12 protein-coding genes are annotated in these 20,465 nt (G+C 57.3%); 4 read left to right on the top strand and 8 right to left on the bottom strand.

The window, feature by feature from the left end:
• The first annotated feature begins 100 nt into the window (after nt 1–100).
• Together torS and L1D43_RS11790 are read left to right on the top strand one after the other, a co-directional pair.
• Nucleotides 101–3,181: a TMAO reductase system sensor histidine kinase/response regulator TorS gene (torS, locus tag L1D43_RS11795; RefSeq protein ID WP_345773703.1), complete on the top strand. Its 3,081-nt coding sequence runs from the start codon at nt 101–103 to the stop codon at nt 3,179–3,181.
• A gap of 146 nt (nt 3,182–3,327) precedes the next feature.
• Nucleotides 3,328–4,554 (top strand): DEAD/DEAH box helicase, encoded by a 1,227-nt coding sequence (locus tag L1D43_RS11790; RefSeq protein ID WP_239851810.1) that lies wholly within the window; start codon nt 3,328–3,330, stop codon nt 4,552–4,554.
• A gap of 29 nt (nt 4,555–4,583) precedes the next feature.
• Here the strand turns inward: L1D43_RS11790 and torD are convergent, their stop codons facing one another.
• The 4 genes from torD to torE are packed head-to-tail and all read right to left on the bottom strand — an operon-like array spanning nt 4,584 to nt 9,125.
• Nucleotides 4,584–5,219, bottom strand: a complete 636-nt coding sequence (gene torD, locus L1D43_RS11785; protein WP_239851808.1) for a molecular chaperone TorD — start codon at nt 5,217–5,219, stop codon at nt 4,584–4,586.
• Nucleotides 5,220–5,245: 26 nt separating this feature from the next.
• Nucleotides 5,246–7,732: a trimethylamine-N-oxide reductase TorA gene (torA, locus tag L1D43_RS11780; protein ID WP_239851806.1), complete on the bottom strand. Its 2,487-nt coding sequence runs from the start codon at nt 7,730–7,732 to the stop codon at nt 5,246–5,248.
• Between the two features lie 12 nt (nt 7,733–7,744).
• Entirely contained in the window at nt 7,745–8,923 is a 1,179-nt protein-coding gene (torC, locus tag L1D43_RS11775; RefSeq protein WP_239851800.1) for a pentaheme c-type cytochrome TorC, read from the bottom strand.
• Nucleotides 8,924–8,954: 31 nt separating this feature from the next.
• Complete coding sequence (gene torE, locus L1D43_RS11770; protein ID WP_239851799.1) at nt 8,955–9,125, bottom strand: trimethylamine N-oxide reductase system protein TorE; 171 nt, start codon at nt 9,123–9,125, stop codon at nt 8,955–8,957.
• Between the two features lie 508 nt (nt 9,126–9,633).
• Here torE and L1D43_RS11765 point away from each other — a divergent pair.
• On the top strand, nt 9,634–10,992 hold the full coding sequence (locus L1D43_RS11765; protein WP_239851798.1) for an NCS2 family permease: 1,359 nt from the start codon (nt 9,634–9,636) through the stop codon (nt 10,990–10,992).
• Nucleotides 10,993–11,159: 167 nt separating this feature from the next.
• Here the strand turns inward: L1D43_RS11765 and L1D43_RS11760 are convergent, their stop codons facing one another.
• A complete protein-coding gene (locus tag L1D43_RS11760; RefSeq protein WP_239851797.1) occupies nt 11,160–11,588 on the bottom strand; it encodes a CBS domain-containing protein in 429 nt (142 codons plus the stop codon).
• A gap of 184 nt (nt 11,589–11,772) precedes the next feature.
• Here L1D43_RS11760 and dapE point away from each other — a divergent pair, with 184 nt between their 5' ends.
• Entirely contained in the window at nt 11,773–13,062 is a 1,290-nt protein-coding gene (gene dapE / locus L1D43_RS11755; RefSeq protein ID WP_239851796.1) for a succinyl-diaminopimelate desuccinylase, read from the top strand.
• Nucleotides 13,063–13,225: 163 nt separating this feature from the next.
• Here the strand turns inward: dapE and L1D43_RS11750 are convergent, their stop codons facing one another.
• The 3 genes from L1D43_RS11750 to L1D43_RS11740 form a co-directional block, all read right to left on the bottom strand.
• Complete coding sequence (locus L1D43_RS11750; RefSeq protein WP_239851794.1) at nt 13,226–14,989, bottom strand: lysophospholipid acyltransferase family protein; 1,764 nt, start codon at nt 14,987–14,989, stop codon at nt 13,226–13,228.
• 114 nt (nt 14,990–15,103) lie between these two features.
• Nucleotides 15,104–18,775, bottom strand: a complete 3,672-nt coding sequence (locus tag L1D43_RS11745) for a two-component regulator propeller domain-containing protein (RefSeq protein ID WP_239851792.1) — start codon at nt 18,773–18,775, stop codon at nt 15,104–15,106.
• A gap of 251 nt (nt 18,776–19,026) precedes the next feature.
• A complete protein-coding gene (locus L1D43_RS11740; protein WP_239851781.1) occupies nt 19,027–20,382 on the bottom strand; it encodes a YjiH family protein in 1,356 nt (451 codons plus the stop codon).
• Nucleotides 20,383–20,465: the final 83 nt, after the last annotated feature.

Genomic DNA, 20,465 nt, shown 5'->3' with positions numbered 1-20,465 from the left:
GCTGAAAAAGGGAGATTTATTATGCTTCACCACGGGGCACTCAGTATAATGTAACCAGACGCATGTTATTGATTCATTGTAACAGTTAAACGGGAGCCATGTGGGCGCTTTATCACTCTCAGGAAAAAGTTTAGTCGGCCGATTGATGCTGGCTTTCAGCCTACTGGCCCTGCTCTTACTTCTGCTGGTGAGCCTGGGCAGCATTTCCCTCTATTGGGTGAAGATTGCCGACCAATATCTCTATGAAGAGGCGCTGCCCGCCTCTGAAGCCGCGCGCCAATTGATGCAGTCGGCCAATGTGCTGCAGGACAATGCCCAGGCGCTGGAGCGAGTCGAGGAGGAGGCGGAGCGCGCCTTTATCGGCCGCAAGCTATCCATCGAGAGCGGCAACCTGCTCGGCGCCATCGCTCGTCTCAAGTCGCTGAATCTGCAAGGCGATAGTCACCTGGGGCCCAGGGCGGCGGAGATCATCCATGATCTCACTCAACTCGGGCATCAGGTGGGAGAGCGTCTGGCGCTCGCCAAGCAGTTGAGGGGGGATGGCGAGGCCCTAGTGGACGCCTCCGGGCGGGCAATCGAGCTGCTGGAGGCGGAACTGGCCGTAGTCGATTCGGCCGTGCTGGCCAAGCTGAGTCTGGCCTACCCCGAGGTTGCCGGTGCGACACAGAGTGGCTATCTGCTCGATACCATCATAGAGAAAGATCTCGATATACAGGCGCGTCTCAATCGCGCCCTGGCCCTCATTCATCATCTGGCGCTGGTGGGTCAGCTACTGCAGTCGCCCGAGCAACATCTGGGCCTGACTAAGGTGCTGGTCAGCATGTCGCGGGTGGTGACTCAGCAGCCCGGCGGCGAATATCGATTGCAGCCGAGTGAGGCCCAGGGGGGCGCTCCAGGTAATGATGCCGTTAACGCGTCAACCAGGGAGCAGAGCCGCGATCTGCTAACCACTCAGCCCGATCTGATGCCGCTCGAGCTGCTCAAGGGGGTGGTGCGCGATCCCGTGCGGGCGGCCGAGCTGGCCCATGAGTTAGATATCTTGCGCGGTGTCGGCGATAAGCTCATGCTGCAGCGCCGCTATGCCAAGGTGCTCGCCTCCCAGACGGCTCAACTACAGCGGCTGAGCGATAAGCTGGGCCAGCTCAATACCCTGGTGGACTCGGCCATGAAGGCTCAGCAAACCCAGGCGGAGCAGGCGAGAGGCGATTTTTTACGTCAGCTCTTCTGGGCCAAGGCCGGGCTCTGGGGCACAGGCCTTGTGATGCTGGTGCTGATTCTGCTGGTGGTCTACCGGGTGATCTACAAGGGGATCGCGCTGAGGCTGCATGAGGCGACCGATGCCCTGGCACGCCTTAGCAAGGGCGATACTCAGGTGGCGCTCGATCCCCATGGTGATGACGAGCTGACCGCCATGGCCTCGGCCATCGATGCCTTTAAACAGAAGACAGATCATAATCAGCGTCTGCAGTCGGCGCTGCAGGAGACGGCCGATGAGCTATCGGCCCACAAGGCGTCGCTGGAGACCACGGTACAGAAGCGAACCCAGGAACTGGCCCAGGCCAATCGCCGCCTCGATGCCGAGGTTAAGGGCCATGCTCAGGCGAGACAGTTGGCCGAGTCGGCGGACAAGGCCAAGTCCCTCTTTTTGGCTACCATGAGCCATGAGATCCGCACTCCCCTCAACGGCCTGCTCGGCACCTTGACCCTGCTGGCCGAGTCACCCCTGCCGACGGCGCAGAAACAGATGCTCGCCCTGTCGCAGTACAGCGGCGCGCTGCTGCAGACGGTACTGAACGATATTCTCGATTTCTCCCGTCTGGAGCAGGGTAAGCTGACTAACGAGCTGCGCCCTGTGGCCATTAACGAGCTGCTTGATGAGGTGGTGGCCATCATGCTTGCCGGTGCGGGCAACGCCGGTCTGTCGCTGCGCCTCGAGCGAGACCAGCTGCCCGAGTGGGTAAGCCTGGATGGCCCCAAGCTGCGACAGGTGTTATTTAATCTGCTAGGCAACGCCATCAAGTTTACCCCGGCTGGGGAGATCCGTCTCAGGGTGCACAGCCAGGGGGAGCGTATCCATTTCGCGGTGAACGATACCGGCCTAGGGATCCCTGAGGAGGTTATGCCGCGCCTGTTTACCGCCTATAGCGCCCAGCCCAACCAGGGGCGAAGCCGGGGCACCGGTCTGGGGCTAGCCATCAGCAAGGAGCTGGTCACCCTGATGGGGGCGAGCGATGAGGGGCTCTGGGTAGAGACTGAGGTCAATAAGGGCAGTACCTTCGGATTTAGCCTGCCGTTGATCGCCTGTGAGGCGCCTGCGCAGAGCACGACAGATATCGTCCCTCAGGTCGCGCCTAAGAGGGTGCTGGTGGTGGAGGATAATCAGGTCAATGCCATGGTGGCTCAGGGCTTCCTAGCTCATCTTGGTCATGAGGGGATATTGGTACCGAGTTGCGCCGAGGCGATGACGGTTTTCGAGGATAAAGAAGCGGGTTTTGATGCCGTGATGCTGGATATTCAGCTTACCGACGGTTCAGGTATAGAGCTACTGAGCCGATTGCGTGCTAAGGCTGCCCCCGGTGTGCCCTTTGCCGCCTTTACCGCTCAGCTACAGCCTCAGGATCTTGAGCGTTATCGCGAGGTAGGCTTCGATGAGATCCTGGCCAAGCCATTGAACATGCAGGCCTTGATGCGCTGGCTGGGGCGGGCCTCGCAATCATCAAGCCCGCTATCTACAGAAACCAAAGCCACAGAAGTAATAGAAACAACAGAAGCCACCGAAGTCGCTAACGTCACGGCGCAAATCACTGAGGTTGAAACGCCTAAGGCGTCGAAGGATGAGCATCCTCTGCTGGATAGCAATCAGTTCCAGGCGGATCTCGACTGCCTCGGCAAGGCGGCGATGACCGAGATGCTTAGCCTCTACCTAAGCTCCAGCGAGGCGCAGCTGACGCAACTTGAGGCATTAGTGGACGCTGTGGGAACAGACAGCAAGAATGAGACCAGTGGCAAGCTACTGCACGGCCTCAAGGGCAGCAGCGCCAACATGGGCATGCTCAGCATGACACGGCGCTGCCAACAACTGGAACATCAGGCGTTGCAGGCATCTGACATTGTGGCGCTTAAACAGCTGTGGCATGAATCGGTAGCCGCCTTCGAGACGCGGCTAGCCCAGGCGGTTTAACCTGCTCTGCAGTGCCCCGCCGGGCGGGAAAATCTACTAGAGCCCTGGGGGAAATCTGCTACACTGCGCGCCTAATAGCGAGTCTAAGACCAAATCAATAGCAAACCATTAGCAACGATAGTCAACCTAAAGCGGGATCCTCACCTATGTTATTTTCTCAATTGTCTCTGCCGGCCCCCCTGCAACAGGCGCTGGAAGCCTTGGCATTTAGCGAGGCGACTCAGATCCAGGCCGAGGCGATTCCCTTGGTGCTCGGCGGCGGGGATCTTATGGCATCGGCTCAGACGGGCACAGGCAAGACGGTGGCCTTCGCCTTACCTATCTTGGCGCACCTACTTGAACAAGAAGGTGAGGGGGCGTCCCCGGTTTCGCCAAAGGCGTTGGTGCTGGTGCCCACCCGTGAGCTGGCTGTGCAGGCGCATCAGGGGATAGTGGATCTCGCGCGCTTCACCTCGTTGTCGGCGGGACTGGTTTATGGCGGTGTCAGCATAGACGCTCAGTGTCAGCAACTCGCCAAGGGGGTTGAGTTGATAGTGGCTACTCCTGGCCGCCTGCTGGATCTGCACAGACGCGGCGCGGTTAAGCTGGATGCGATAGCGCATCTGGTGTTTGATGAGGCCGACCGTATGTTGGACATGGGCTTTGCCGATGAGATAGCCCAGCTGATGGCCCTCTTGCCGAGCGAGCGTCAGACCCTGCTGTTTTCCGCCACCCTAGATGACAAGGTACTTGAACTGAGTCATCGCTGGCTTAGGCAACCTAAACGCGTTGCGGTCAATGCGCAAAACAGTGCCAGCAAGGACGTCGAGCAGCGAGTCTTTGCGGTGGACAGCGAGCGTAAGTTTGCCCTCTTGTCGCACCTGATCAACAAGGGCGATTGGCAGCGGGTGTTGGTGTTTAGTCGCAAGAAGGTCGCCGCCGATAAGCTGGCTGCGCGCCTGAGTGAGCAAGGCATAGCCGCCAAGGCGTTTCATGGGGATCTGAGCCAGGGCGTCCGCGAGCAGGTGCTCGGTGATTTCCGCAAGGGAGGCGTCAAGGTGCTGGTGGCCACAGATGTAGCGGCGCGGGGGATAGATATCGAGTCTCTCGACTATGTGGTCAACTATGAGCTGCCCTATGTGGCGCAGGACTATGTGCATCGTATCGGCCGTACCGGCCGGGCGGGTAAACAAGGAGTTGCAGTCACCCTCTATTGCGAGGAGGATGCCCTGCTGCTGGAGGAGATTGAGGCGCTGCTGGATAAGCGTCTGCCTCAGCAATGGTTACCCGGTTTCGAGCCGGATCTTACCAAGGCGGATCCCAATCCCCGTCGTCATGGCAAGGCGGCGCAGAAACGCCGCGCCAAGCGGCGCGGTCAGGGTGGTAGACGCTAGCAGCCTGCCGTTAACGTTAATATCAGGGGTTAGGCCGAGAGCCCCTCACAGTCCTGGCGTACCCAGGTTTGGGTAAGCCTGGCGAGGGCCTGATAGAAGCGGCCGCTGTCTCTGTCACTCACCCGCATGGCAAACTCGGGTAACCAGGCATCCAGGTACTGGGCGATAAAGGCCTGTTGGTCTTTATCATCCAGGCGAGTGGCCTGCTGGGCGACATAGGCCAAGATCACCGCAATATGATCGGCGGGCTCGGGAAAGTCGCTTTGCACCTGTAGCTGGCTCTGCTTAAGCAGCGCCATCATTTCCTGATGCTGGTCGCCGAAGAGCAAAGGCTGCTCCTCGTCTTCCTTAGGCGTCAGATAGAGGCTGGCATAGGGATTGGCGCTCTGCTTGCCGCCCACCAGAAACAGGCCGCAATAGTCGGCGGCAAGGTTGAGCAGGGCGGGCTCATCATTGAGGCCTACCAGTACCTCCTGCAGGGTGTTAACCTCTGGTGCCAGCTCGGGAGCGGTGGCGAGCAGGTCAAAGAAGGCCCGCGCCTCGACGCTTTGCAGGCTCTGTAGGCGCTGATGATCTATCTCTTTGGCAAACAGATCCGACAGCAGGCGGTAGACCCTGGCTCGCGCCTGGTTTTGCGCTGTTTGGTTAATCGATGTTTGGTTCATCTTGTTTCTCCTTTGACCCGGCCCGCTTAGCGGCCGATCTCGATTGGACCGCTAAAGGCGCTGACTTCAGGCACCTTGCCGCTGAACTTCTCAAACTCCACCAGACAAGTGTAGGCGGCGCAGGCCTGTGCCAGCTTAGAGCTGCCGATATCCTGGGTCAGGGTGTTGGGGTCGCCGTAGCTGCACAGGGCGCCTATCTCGTTGCCGCCTTGCTTGCTGCCATCCTTGCCGACCGGGCCATACCAGGCGCCTTCGTGGATACGGATCACCCCCTGAGGGAAGCGGTTCGATACCCGGGCGCCCGCCAGTAGCTGACCCCTGTCGTTGAAGACGCGCACCAGATCGCCGTCTTTGATGCCGCGAGCCTTGGCATCCAGCGGATTGAGGTAGACAGGCTCACGCCCCTGAACCGTATAGGTTTCACGGTATTGCTCCGATTCACACATCTGCGAGTGCAGACGTTGATCCGGGTGGCATGACTGCATCCAGATGGGGTACTTGTCTGAGCCGGGGCCGCCGTGGCTGCGCTCGCTCTTCTCCATCCAGGTGGGGTGGCCAGGACAATCGTCGTAGTTAAACTGGGCGATCTTACGGCTAAAGATCTCTATAAGGCCCGATGGTGTGCCCAGCGGGTTGATCTCGGGATCCTCTCTAAAATCGCTGTGACGTGTCCAGGGCTGGCCTTCACCGAAGTGCACATAACCTTGCTGCCAGAAGGTGTCGAAGTCAGGCATCTCGAACTTACCGGCGTTGGCGGCCTTACATTCGTCGTAGAGCTTTCTCAGCCAATCCATCTCGGTCAGGCCGCGAGTATATTGCTTCTCTTTACCCATGAGCGCCGCGAAGCGGGTGAAGATCTCAAAGTCCGACAGGCTCTCGTACAGAGGTTCGACCATCTTCTGCATCGCCAGGACGCCGCGGTTGGCATAGCTGCCGTACACGTCGATGTCGTTGCGCTCGAAGGTGGTACAGGCCGGTAGCACTATGTCAGAGAAGCGACAGGTTGCCGTCCAGTTTACGTCTATGGTGACCACACATTCCAGCTTGTGGAAGGCGCGCTTCATCTTGTTTCTGTCCTGATGGTGGTTCCAGGGGTTGTTGCCCGAGAACACCATCATCTTGATGTCCGGGTAGGTGACCTTGTTACCGTTGGCATCTATCGTCTTGCCCGGCTCCAAGATGGCGTCGATCCAGCGCGCGACAGGGATAGTGCTGCTGGCGCCCTTGAAGTCACTGCTGTCAAACAGAGGCTTTTGGCCCTCATCCAGGTTACGCGGGAAGGCGCCAGGCGCCGCCGCACCCGACGAAGGTACGCCTATGCTGGAGTAGTGGTGGCCGTAGCTGATGCCGCCGCCGGGCAGGCCGATTTGGCCTATCATGGTGGCCAGTACAGCCGCCATCCAGTATGGCTGCTCGCCGTGTTGCTGGCGCTGAATACACCAGCCCATCATGAGTTGGGTGCGGCCCTTAGTCATCACCTTGGCCAGATCTTTGATGATCTCGACGCTGACGCCGGTGATCTTGCTGGCCCACTCAGGCGTCTTGGCGATGCCATCTTTCTCACCCATGAGGTATGGCAGGAACTCGTCGAAGCCCAGGCTGTAGCCGTCGATGAAGGCCTTGTCGTGTAGCTCTTGGGTCACCATCTCGTGGGCGATACCCAGCATCAGGGCCACGTCTGTCTGTGGGTTGATGTAGAGCTGTTCACAGCCAAGGTACTTCTGGGTCTTGGTGACCACGGGATCTATGCTGATCACCCTGATCTTACCCTGGGCCACCTTCTCCTTGAGCAGCGCCAGATAGGCGTACGACTCGTGGGTCTCGGCGTTCCAGCCCACCTGCAGGTTCTTGTAGGGGTCGTTCGACCAGAGGATGATGGTGTTGCTGTGCTCGAGGATCAGCGGCCAGGAGGTGCCCTGGGCGTAGACCTCGGTCGAGCCGAGCACGTAGGGCAGAATCGTCTGACCGGCGCCGGTGGAGTAGTCGCCGACCTTCTTGACGAAGTTACCGTGCATTCCTACCGCGCGCTGCATGTGGCTGGTGGATGAGTGCAGCTGACCCGTGGCGCGCCAGCCGGTCTGACCCGCGTGTAGTCCGGATGGACCATATTTGGTCTGGACCTCATCTAATGAGTCCTTAAACAGCGACAGCGCCTTGTCCCAGGTGACACGCACGAAACGATAATCGCCGCGCTCCTGGGTATTGCTCTTATGCCCCTTGAGCAGGAAGTCGAGGCGCACCATAGGGTAGCGTACCCGCGATGGGTTATAGACCAGGCCTTTTACCCCGTTAATCATGTCGGTTGGGTATTTATCCAGGTCGAAAGGAATTACCTTGTCGATGACGCCATTCTTGCGGGTCATCTTAAAGGCGCCGAAATGGGAGCCGGTAGTTTTCCACACCTCATCGGTTCTGGTGCTTGCCAGGGCGTTGAGCGGTGCCAACAGCGACGAGCCGCTTAGGGTGACATAGGAGCTGGCGGCGAGGCCTTTTAGAAAATCTCTTCTGTTCATGATGCTATCCTGTTAGTGCGCTGACTTGTCGAAAGTGGATGAATGTTCTTGCAGGTACTTCTGCACCAATGCCTGGGTGTCCTGGTCCATGTTGACGAAGGCGATCATTCCCTGAAACATGCCAGGCCAGGTGTTGGCGTCGAAATGGGCCTCATCGGGCTGGGTGTGACACACGCTACAGCTACTGGAGTAAGTGTCGCGGGCGTAGTCCCATAGCGGCTGCAGGTCTTTCACCAGATAGTCGCCATCCACCCAGATCTTGGCCTCGACGCGCTGCCAGGTCAGGCCGGTGAGCGGGTCTTGCTGCTCTTCGAACACTTCCATCACGCCTGGCTCTAAGGCGGCATCTTTTGAGAGCTGCGCCGAGAGGATGTTCATGCCGAAATCGAAGTAGATCACTCGGCCTGCGCCTATCTTCTTGCGCCAGCCGTCGATGCCAACCTTGGCACGTTGGCCCTTGAGCTCAAGCACCTTTACCTTAGTGGCTATGTTGAGGGTGCCTGCCTCGACGTCTGTCTTCTCGTTGAAGAACAGCGGCTTGGTCAGGGCGCTGAAGTAGTTCTCACCGATAACCAGGCTGCTCTCGCCTGACCCCACCTGGGCGATAAGCTCAGGGGCGCGTGAGGTACCCATGTCGGGCAGCTTGTGAGCGATACCCTTGTGACAGTCGATACAGCTCTGATCCAGCTCGGCGGCACGTTTCATCTGTTTCTGGGCCAGCTTCGACATCTCGTCCCACTTCATCGAGTCATAGTTGTGGCAGTTCTTACAGGCCAGTGAGTTGTCGCGATCGAAACGTTTCCATTCGCGGCTCGCCATCTCCAGACGCTTGGCCTCGAACTTCTCTTCTGTGTTCACAGTCTGTAGCAGCCAACCCCACATGTCGTGAGAGGCCTCTATCTTGCGGCCAATCTTGCGGCTCCAGTTGTGGGGCACGTGGCAGTCGGGGCAGGTGGCGCGCACGCCTGAGTGATTAGACCAATGCACAGTCTCTTGCAGTTCCTTGTAGGGCGTGCTCTCCATGCTGTGACAGCTGATGCAGAAGGCTTCGGTATTGGTCGCCTCGAGGGCAGTGTTAAAGCCGCCCCAAAAGATGATGCCCATCAGGAAGGCTGACAGGCTGATGGCGCCCAGGGTAAGGGTCTTGGCGGGTTTGTTGAGGGTACGCCAAAGGGTGATAAACCACTTCATAGCAACATCCTTTCTCGAGTTTAGTAATGGGTTAATGGGCGACGACGCCGCCGAAGGCCTGGATCATCCAGATGATGAAGCCATAGGCGCTGATGCCTGTGATGGTCAGGATCGGGAAGAGCAGCAATATGATGAAGCCAAGGGCTTTGAGCTCTCTGGACTTATCCTGATCTCGCGTTTCGTTTATTGGGTGTGATGGCATGACAGACTCTCTTAGTTGATCTTTGTCTATGCATGCATGGTAGAGAAGGGATGTGAATAGGGGTGATGCCTGGCATGAACCAAGAGTGACAAGTTATGAAAAAATATGAATGAAATGAGGTTGGATGAATTGCTTGGGTTCTCACCAGTATTAACTAGTTGATAATAAACAAGATAACTTAATGTCTTAGGTGGCGGAGATAGATTGTTCTAGGACCTTGGATTCGAAAAAGGGGGCACTGGCGAAACTTGTACAAAAGTTTGGCGAATTGTTAGCTTGCTCTGGTTTATGCCACTCTCTTTGCTGTAGAATGCGCCGCCAACAAAGGCTGTGTTATGGGTAAGTGTTTGCTTACCTTAAAAGGTCGGTATCTCCTGGGGTACCGATTTGCAGGTCACGTTAGGGTACACCAATAAGTACTCAGTGGATCTCTCACCCACAGACATATGTCGTGGGGCTCTAACTTGCCACAGCCTTCCAAATTAAGAGATCAAAAAAGGTAACTACTATGAAGTCTGAACAGACTCTCGCTGCACCCGCTGTACCTGCAAGCTCCCTGCTTGACCGTTATTTTTCCATCACCGCTCGTGGTAGTACGCTGCGCCAAGAGGTGATAGCCGGCCTTACCACCTTCCTCGCCATGGTCTATTCGGTGATCGTGGTGCCTAACATGTTGGGCGCCGCCGGTTTCGACCCTGGCGCCGTCTTCGTGGCCACCTGTCTGATTGCCTCCTTTGGCTCGCTCTTGATGGGGCTCTGGGCCAACCTGCCGATGGCGATTGGTTGTGCCATCTCGCTCACCGCCTTTACCGCCTTTAGCATGGTGTTGGGCCAAGGCATCTCTATCCCTGTGACCCTGGGGGCCATCTTCCTCATGGGCGTGGTGTTTACCTTGGTGAGTGTCACCGGCATACGTCAGTGGGTACTGACCAACCTGCCTAAGGGGATCGCCCACGGTACCGGCATAGGTATCGGCCTGTTTCTGCTGCTGATCGCCACCAACAGTGTGCACCTGATTGTCGCCAACGACACGGGCTTGCCGGTGAAGCTTGGCGATATCCATAGCCTGCCTGTGCTGGCGACCGTTATCGGCCTGGCGGCCACCATAGGCCTGGAGCGCCGCGGCGTACCAGGTGGTATCTTGCTGGTGATCATCGCCCTGTCGGTATTTGGCCTGGCGTTCGACCCGAGCGTGACCTATCAGGGCTTATTTGCCCTGCCGGATTTGATGTCTGACAAGTCGCTCATCGGTCAGCTGGATATCATGGGCGCGCTTAATCCTGTGGTGCTGCCTATCGTGCTGGCCTTGGTGATGACGGCGATTTTCGATGCCACGGGCACCATACGTGCGGTAGCCGGTCAGGCGGAACTGCTGGATGAGAAAGACAATATCGTCGGCGGCGGTAAGGCGCTGACCTCAGATTCGGTGAGCAGCATCTTCGCAGGCACAGTCGGCGGCGCGCCGGCGGCCGTGTATATCGAGTCGGCGGCGGGTACCGCGGCCGGTGGTAAGACGGGCCTGACTGCCACCATCGTCGGTGTCCTGTTCCTGTTGATGGTGTTCCTTGCGCCGCTAAGCTATCTGGTACCGGCCTATGCTACCGCGCCTGCGCTCATGTATGTGGGCCTCTTGATGCTGAGCAATGTGACTAAGCTGAACTTCGACGACAAGGTCGATGCCATGGCGGGCCTAACTTGCGCCGTGTTTATCATCCTCAGCTGTAATATCGTTACCGGTATCATGTTGGGCTTCGTCACCCTAGTGATTGGTCGTCTGGCCAGCGGTGAGTGGCGAGCACTGAAACCCGGTGTGTTAGCCATCACTATCGGTCTGGTGGTCTTCTACATGGGCGGATGGGCGATTTAACGCTGCAATTGGCGAGCGGTCGTTCAGCTGAGCGCGACTCAAATCGCGACTTTGACCGCAACTCAGACCGTAATACTGAAAATACAAACCCAGGCTTTTTAGCCTGGGTTTGTCGTTTCTGCTGCCGGCAGCATTTGGTTAACGCATTTGGTTAAGGCAAAAGCGGGTTAGGCCTGTTCTGGTTCTGGCTCATCCTGACTGAAGGCGCGTAGCAGATCTTTCCAGGTGATGATGCCCACTATCTTGTTCAAGGCCATCACAGGCAGACAGCCTATGTCGTGTGCCAGCATGAGTTGGCTGGCGGTCTTGATGTCGGCCTCGGGGGCTATGGTGATGGGATCACGGCTCATTACCTGATGGGCGCGGCGGTGCAGGGTGTCGCTGTCGCGCTCGGTCTCGCCTATGCTGCCGATGTGTGGGCTGAGGGTGCGCAGATAGTCGCGCTCGGATAACACTCCCTGCAAGCTGTCGTTTTCGACCACCAGCAGGTGATGAAAGGGGGCGCAGTCAAAGATCTCTTTGACTATGGTGAGCCTGTCATCCATATCTATGGTGACGACCCTGGTACTCATGATCTCCGATACCCGAATTTCCATGGCGACTCCTGAGACTTAGGGGAATACTGAGTTTTGTATGTTTCTCAGTAACTTTGGTGAATTATCACCTGTTTCCAGTTATAACAGATAAATGAATGTTCAACAAATGACCATCTATATTTCACATAAATGTCATGGGCTTGCCTTTTAATGGCTGGGTTTATCTTCGCATCAGGGCAAAAAGATGAAATCCATGCCATTGGCTTATCGGGCCGAACCTCTTTACTCAGATTCCAATCTATCGGCGCTTAGTCACTTCGAGCCGAGCCAAACTAATTCGAGTCATGCTAGTTTAAATAAGGCTAATTTAAACCAGGCTGATCTGAGTCAGCATAAGGCGGTGCGTTACTGTCGTGAGCTGATGCGCCGCCCCTCCATTACCCCAGAAGATGCCGGGTGTCAGCGATGGCTAGGGGCAAAGCTTGAGGCCATGGGGTTTGTGGTTAGCCACTATCAGGATCACGGGGTAAGCAATCTGCTGGCATCCTTGGACGAGCGTCCGGCGCAGCTGGCTCTTGCCGGCCACACGGATGTGGTGCCGCCTGGCGATCTGAGTCGCTGGCAGACGCCGCCGTTTGCCGCCACCTTGGTGGGCGAAACCTTGATAGGTCGCGGCGCGGTCGATATGAAATCTGGGCTGGCGGTGATGCTGGCGGCGGTTGAGGATCATATCGCTTGTTATGGCCGGCCCAAGGTCAATTGGCAGTTTATCGTCACCAGCGACGAAGAGGGCGAGGCCGAGTTTGGCACCCGCGCCCTGGTAGAGCGCCTGGCGGCCGCGGAGCGTCTACCTAAATACTGTGTGGTAGCCGAGCCGACCGCCGATAAACAGGCGGGGGATGTGATTAAGATTGGCCGTCGCGGCGCCATCTCGGCCCGGCTGCAACTCAAGGGCAAGCAGGGTCATGTAGCCTATCCTAAGAATGCCGTCAACGCGCTGCACATGGCGGCGCGGGTGATGCAGGCATTGGAGGCCCTTAGTTGGGATGAGGGCAGTGATGACTTTCCCGGCACCAGTTTACAGGTGACCCATGTGGATTCGGGCAGCTTTACCGACAATATCGTGCCGGGCAGCTGTGAGATCTGTTTTAACATCCGCTACAGCTATCGCTACAGCGAGGCGGGGATTATCGAGCGGATCCAAAGCTGTCTTGCTGCATTGGCTTTAGGCAAGGATGCCATTAACTTGCGCTGGGAGCGCGGCTGTCCCCCCTATCATACCCAGGAAAATGGCCAGCAGAGCCTGATCGCCCAGGTGGAGGCGGCGATCTTCGAGGTGACCGCCAGCTTTCCCCGCCTTTCCACCTCGGGCGGCACCTCGGATGGACGCTTCCTATCATCACCCCAGACTCAGGTGATCGAACTTGGGCTACCTAACCACAGCATACATCAGGTTAACGAGCGGGTGGAGCTGGCGCAGATAGTGCGCCTGTATCAGATCTATCGCGCCCTGCTGACGCGCTTTCATCGCTAATCACTAATCACTAAGCGCTAAGCACCAAGCAATCTTGCTAGGCCATTTAACTCGCCACTTACATCACCACCTAAGCGCTCAAATTAAGGCGGCAAAAAAAGACGCCGCTGGGCGTCTTTTTGCTTTATTCAATCTGTACCCGCTATTGGGCTAGTTTAACTGGCTACTTCAATTGGCTATCCTCGCCGCCGGTATTGAGCTCGGGCAGGTGGCAGTCGATGTAGCGGGCACGCTTCTTCGCCTTGAGCTTGTGGGTGTCCACCAGCACCAGGCCGTCGATGCAGTCGCCAAATTCGGCGTCTATGCCAAAGTCGAGGAAGCTTACGCCCAGGCCATCGCACAGCTCGCCATATTGCTTATACAGGGCGGGAACCGCCGCGCCCATGCTGGCGAGTGCCTGCTTGAGCTGCTTAAACTCCGCCTGATAGTCTTCGCCGGGGAACAGGGCAACGAGCCGCTCGTGCTGCTCTGGGGTAAAGCTGTAGCGGCTGTTGGCGTGTGCCAGCTCCTGAACCGGGCAGAAGTGGGTCTGATAGAAGTAGACCAACATCGCCTTGGCCTGCTCCGGCAGGGCGTCGCTGATGGAGACGGGACCGAACAGGTAGCGATATTGTGGGTGTTTGGCGAGGAAGGCGCCTATGCCGAACCAGAGATAGTCCAGGCTGCGCTTGCCCCAATACTTGGGTTGCACGAAGCTGCGCCCCAGCTCCAGCCCCTGCTCGAAATAGGGGGCGAACTCGTCGCGGTACTGAAACAGCGACTGGCTGTAGAGGCCTTTAGCCTCATCCTGGTAGAGATGCTTGGCACTGGCGAAGCGGTAGGCGCCGACGATCTCCAGCGCTTTGTGATCCCAGAGCACCAGGTGCAGGTAGTCGGCGTCGTACTTGTCTGTGTCGCGGCGCTTGCCGCTGCCTTCACCCACGGCGCGAAAGGCGATCTCCCTCAGCCTGCCTATCTCACGCATGATGGGATTGCTATGCTTGTGGCGGTAGAGATAGATGAGTTTCTCGTCATGGGTCTGGCCCAGCAGCTCGCACTGGGACAGGGCTTCGATCAGATCGCTGCGCGACTCGGGGTGGGCGATGGCATTCTGGGTCTTAAACAGGGGGCTGCGATTCTTACCGATACGGTACAGGTGGTTCTTGAGCAGCTTTACCTGGGTCTTTAGCGGGAAATCGCTGCTGGCCACCACCTCCTTGGGGATCAGCTGACCTATGCGCAGGGGCATGGTGCGCTTGGCCTGCTTAAACATCTCCTTGACCAACAGTAGGCTGGCCAGGGGCTTGTAGATCATCGAGGCGCCGTAGAAGGTGGCCGAGTTTTTGGCGTCGGCAAACATGGGCAGTAGCGGCGCCTGACAGGCCTTGGCGATCTTCAAAAAGCCGCTGTGCCAGTGCAGATCCCGTACGCCGTTGGGGCGCAGGCGTGACACCTCGCCAGAGGGGAAGATCAGTACGGCGCCTTCGCTCTTGAGGTGCTGGTGGATCTTCTCAAGGTGCTGTTTGGGGGTGCCGCCTGTCATGTTGCGTACAGGCAGCAGGATGGAGTGCAGCGGCTCAAGGGTCATCAGCAGTTCGTTGGCCACCACCTTGATATCCGGGCGCACCTTGCTGATCAGCTTGATTATCGCCAGGGCGTCCAGTGAACCGATAGGGTGGTTGGCATAGATCACCACCCGGCCCTCGCTGGGGATATTCTCCACCTCTGTGCTGGGCACGCTATAGGTGAAGTTGAAGCTGGCCAGGACCTGCTCGATAAAGTCTACCCCCTCCAGGTAATCGAACTCCTGGGTGATGGCATGGCACTCTTTCTCCATCAGGAAATAGCGCAGCAGCGCCTTGGTGGGGGTCGCCAGCCAGGGGCTCTGATTGAGCTTGGGCAGGTTGTTGGCAACCACATCGTCTACGGTAAAAATCATCTTTTGCATGGGATCTGCTCGCTGTGTAGGGGGGGGCCCGTTATGGAGACACCCTATCCATAGCGTCAGAGTAAGAGGGGAGTTTGACTAGTAGATGAACAAATTATTGCAGCCAGATGACGCCTACTGCACTATGAGGCTGTCGGGTAGACGTATGATGAAGGTGCTGCCTTGCCCCTCCTGAGAGTCTATGCTGATCTCTCCCTTCAACACCTGAGTGACTATGTTAGAGACGATATTCATCCCCAGGCCGCTGCCGCCTTTGCCGCGTTTAGTGGTGAAGAAGGGCTGGAACACCTGGGTCTGGATTTCCTCCGGCATGCCGCAGCCATCGTCTTGGTAGGTGATGCAGATGCCGTCATCTGTGCGTGTCACCTCCAGGCTCAGCTGGCCCGACCTGCCATCTGGGTAGGCGTGGATCACCGAGTTGTTAAACAGGTTGCTGACGATTTGGTAGAAGGCCCCCGGGGTACTCCTGATGATCAGCTTCTCGGGACAGTGATAGCTGTATTCATGGGGGGTACGTGACAGCATGGGGTTGAGGGAGATGAAGATCTCCTCCAGGTATGCGTGTAGGTCGAACTCGCGCACATCCTCGTGGGACTGATCCACAGAGACCTGTTTGAAGCTGGCGATCAGCTTAGCAGCGCGTTCCAGGTTAGCCAGAACCAGGCGGCAGCACTCGGCCACCTCGGTTTGGTACTCTTCGAAATCCTCTTCGGTGATCTCGCCTCGGCGATAGAGCTGGTCGAAGTGTTTGACGCTCTCCTGCAGGTGGGAGGCGGCGGTGACACTGATGCCGATGGGGGTGTTGACCTCGTGGGTGATACTGGCCACTAGACCGCCCAGTGCTGCCATCTTCTCTTTGTCCATCAGCTCGCCCTGGGTATGTTCCAGCTCATCCAGGGTGTGTTTTAGCTCGTCGTTACGCTGTTGCAGCTCCAGGGTGCGTTCGGCTACGCGCTGCTCTAGGCGCTGATTGAGCTCGCGCAGGGCATGCTCTGTCTCTTTTTGCTGCTGAATGTTCTTGATAGTCCCTGCGATCCGCACCGCCTTGCCCATCTCGTCACGCTCCACCACCTGGCCGCGATTGAGTACCCAGAGCCACTCGCCGTCGGGCGCCAGGCCGCGATAGGTGAGGGAGAATTTATCTATCTGATCGTTAATGCACTCCTTGGCGACCCGAGACACCTTGGGGATGTCGTCCGGGTGGACGCAGCTGGCGATGGTCTTCTTAAGCTCCTCTTCCTGCTCCGGATATTTGAGGAAGGTGTTGGTGCGGGTCGCGTTGCCGTGAACAATGTTCCAGTCCCAGAACTCGTCGCCGCTGCCCCACAGCGCCAGCTGCAGACGCTGTTCGCTCTCGGCCACCTCATGCAGCAGCGCCGCCTGCTGTTGATACTGAGACCACTTGCGATAAAAGATCAGGCTCACCAGCATCAGTGTCAGGGTGAAATAGAAGGTGTAGGCGAAGGGCGACTGCCAGGGGGCCGGTTCCAGCATGATCTGCAGGCGCCTGATGGGGCTGTATTGCTGATTTATATCCTTGGCGCGGATCTCAAACAGATAGTTGCCGGGGTTGAGCCCGGTAAAGTAGGCGACCTGCTCTGGCGAGCCGGCGATCCAGGTGTCGTTGAGCCCAAGCAGACGGTACTGGTAGCTGAGCCGGGTGGCGTTGTGCAGATCTGGGCTGTGATAATGCAGCGAGAAGATGTCGGCGGTATGGGAGAGGGTCAAGGCCGGTGGCAGCCTGGGGGTGCCCTTGTCCATATCCGGCAGCCCCTGAGCCTGACCCAAGACAAAGAGATCTGTGATCACTGGCAGGGTTGGCGGCTGACGCCTGGGGAGCTGTGACGGGTTAAAGTGGTTGAAGCCGTTGACGCCACCCAGGTAGAGGCTGTTATCGCTGCCCAGTGCCGCCGCACCGAAGTTAAACTCGTTGTCCTGTATGCCATCGAGGTCAGTGTAGTTGGTGATCTTTAGGCTGCCCGGGTCTAGGTGGGTCAGCCCCTTGGTGGTGCCAAGCCACAAGTGGCGGCGCTGGTCGGCGAACAGCAGATAGATGGTATCGTCGATTAGGCCATCTGCCGTGGTAAGCAGTCGGCTGCTGAAATCCCGGGTGTTGAAATGCAGTAACCCCTCGTTGCTGGCAATCCACAGGCTGTGGTTGTCACCAGGGATAATGGAGAACAGGTGCTTGGGCAAGGCATTGGGGGTATGCGTGGAAAAGTGGGTGATCTCGCCATCGACCGCAAGCCTGAGCAGGCCGTCGCTGGAGGAGGTGAGCCAATAGTTGCCGTCGCTGTCCTGCAGCATATCTGTGACCGTCTTGATAGGGAGCGGCACACTAATAAAGCCTGTTGCTATGCCGGCATATCTGGCGACGCCGCCATCTCTACTGGTGATCCAGGGTGTCCCCTTATGGTCGAAATAGAGTGAATACAGCTGATTGCTGGGCAGGCTGTTTGGGCTCTTGGCATCGGTTAGATAGTGAATATAGCTCTGCTTGTCGGCGGTATAGATGAAGAGGCCGTCGCCTCGGGTGCCTATCCACAGCTGGCCGCTGGCATCCTCCTTGATGAAACTGACGAAGGCCCGACCCAGCCTAGGGTTTTGCACATGGAAGGGGGCAAAGCCTGCCAGTTCGCCCCTGGTGTTTTTTAGCCCCCGATAGACCCCGCTGGCTGTGCCGACCCAGAGGGTACCCTGGCTGTCCTCCAGCAGACTACGAATGTCCACATTAAGCAGGTTGTTGTCGATGAAGCTAAAGCCATGCACGTGGCCGAAATATTGGGCGTCGAGAAAGGTTTTGCTCAGGCCGCCGCCCTTGCTGCCGATCCACAGCTGCTGTTCGTTGTCTACCCATAGCGAGGTGATGACAGGGCTGTTGATGCTGTAGCGGTTCTCGGCGGATGCGTTGAGCCTGTGGAGCTCATCACTGCTTGGCTCATATCTGGCTAAGCCCTGGGCGCGAAAACCAATCCAGAGGCTGCCGAACTTGTCTCGCTTGAGGGCGGAAATGGAGAAGGCGGCGCTGGCGGGCACGGAGTCGATAGCCATGGCCTGGTCGTTGGTGATATCCAGCAGGAACAGGCCGCGGGTCTGGGTGCCTACCCAGAGGGTGTTACTCTTACCCGCCTCGATGGCGGAGACGCCGCGAAGCTCGGCCTGGGCATATTGGGTCAGGCTAACCTTGTCTTCCGTTTGTTTAAGGCTGGCGAGGCCGTTGAGGGTGCCAATCCAGAGCTTCTCCTGTCTATCGCGATACAGGGTGTTGATACGCCCGCCGGGCAGGCCCGGGGTATTGCTGCTGTCTAGGGTGGCCAGCAGCTTGTTGCTGGCGGGGGAGTAGTAGAGCAGGCGGTTGTCGGCGGTGGCGAGCCAGAGGTTGCCCTCGGCGTCTTCGTCCAGGTCGACGATATCGTCGGGTAGCGGACTGTTACTGGCGTTGAAGGGCTCGAAGCGTCCACTGTCGGCGTGATAGCGGTTGATCCCTTCGTTACGGGTGATAAGCCATAGGGTATTGCGGCTGAAATGCAGTTTCTTGATAAATTTGGCCGAGGGGCCTTGTTCATCATCTCGGGTGTCGAAGATCTTGAAACGCTTACCATCGTAGCGGTTGAGCCCGGCCTGGGTGGCGACCCATAGGTGGCCATCCTTGTCGTTGACGATATCTGTGACCGTGTTCATCGACAGCCCCTCCTTGGCGCCGAATGAATCGAATTGCGGCTGATAGCTGAAGGCCTGGCTGTGCTGGCTCACCAGAAGCAAGAATAAGAGGATGAAAGCTCTCATCTAGGTGCGCCAACTCGTGTATTTGCAAGTCATAACTTGGCCCTTGTGATCTAGGGGGCTGTTTGGCACTCAGTTTTTGGGGAATTGGGAGAGATAAATATCCGCATGGCCCCTGACAAAACGAGCACTTCTTGAGTGTTTAAGTTTAGAAGTCTTTGGGGAAATAGCGAGTTGAATGAATAAGATAATGTGCCAATTTGGCCATAAGAAAGGGCAGCCTGAGCTGCCCTTTTGCGTCTAACGTCTCTGCCCTAGAAGATGAGGTGGGCGACACCAGCGATCACCGGCAGGGTGACCAGGGTTCTGAGGATAAAGATGACAAACAGCTCGACGATATTGACCGGGATCTTGCTGCCGATCAGCAGGGCACCGACTTCACTCATGTAGATCAGCTGGGTCACCGACATGGCGGCGATGATGAAGCGGGTCATGTCTGACTCGATGGAGCTGGCCAGGATAGAGGGAATGAACATGTCAGCAAAGCCCACCACTATGGTCTTAGAGGCCTCGGCGGCTTCCGGCACCTGCAGTAGTTCCAACAGTGGGATAAAGGGCATGCCCAGATAGTTAAAGATAGGCGTGTATTCGGCGATCATCAGCGCCACAGTACCTATGGCCATCACCACGGGAATCACCCCGAAAATCATGTCGATGACATTCTTCAGACCATCTTTGACCGTGTGACCCACACCGTCGGCCTTGGCCGCCTTGGCCAGTGCCAGCTCTAAGCCCCAGGCGAATACGCCGCGGCCGTGGGGGATCACTTCATCATCAGGGTGACGTGGGGTCTCATCTATGTAGTGGTCTTTCTTCCAAGAGAGTGGCGGCAGTTTTGGTACGACAATCGCTGCCACGACACCGGCCAGACAGACGGTGAGATAGAAGGGCACGAACAGGTGTTCCAGTTTGACCTGGGAGATCACCACCAGTGAGAAGGTAATAGAGACCGCCGAGAAGGTGGTGCCTATCACCGCCGCCTCTCTCTGGGTATAGAATCGGGATTCATACTGTTTGCTGGTCATCAGAATGCCGACGCTGCCATCACCCAGCCAGGAGGCCATACAGTCGATGGCGCTGCGTCCGGGCAGGTTGAACACAGGGCGCATCACCTTGGTCAGCAGGGTGCCGAAAAGCTCCAGCAGGCCGAAGTTGAGCAGCAGTGGTAGTAACATGCCGGCAAAGATAAACACGCAAAATAGCACGGGCAGTAGGTCGTTGAGTACGAGTGCACCTGTATTACCCGAGTGAATCGCCTCAGGCCCAGTGCCGGTAAAGGTCAGCACGATAAAGATGGCGCCCAGGACACGCACCAGAGTCCACATGGGGCTGACATCGAGCAAGGCACCAAAGAAGGGATAGCGCTTGAGTATCGCAGGTTTTGCCAGCTTACTAATCAGCGTCGCGATAGCGGTGAGCACCACAATGGCAGTGACGATGGCGACAATGCTATCGCCCAATAGGTTTTGCAGCCCCTTAGATACGATGGCGATGGGGATCGTGATGGCATCTTGATAGCTAATGGGGGTCATGAAGAGTAACAGTCCGATAATGGAGGGGACTAGAAACGTCAGCACTGTTTTTATGTTATGGGTTTGTTTTTCAGCCACTTTATTTAGCCTTTATTCTTAGCTTCCCAAGCATGGGTCGCCATCTACTCAAAGATCCGTTAATCAATACACTCTGAATATCC

This window comes from Shewanella sp. Isolate8 (assembly GCF_022398495.1).
GTDB lineage: Bacteria > Pseudomonadota > Gammaproteobacteria > Enterobacterales > Shewanellaceae > Shewanella > Shewanella aquimarina.
Note: the sequence above shows the minus strand (reverse complement) of the source record. Positions and strands in the feature narration are given on the sequence as shown.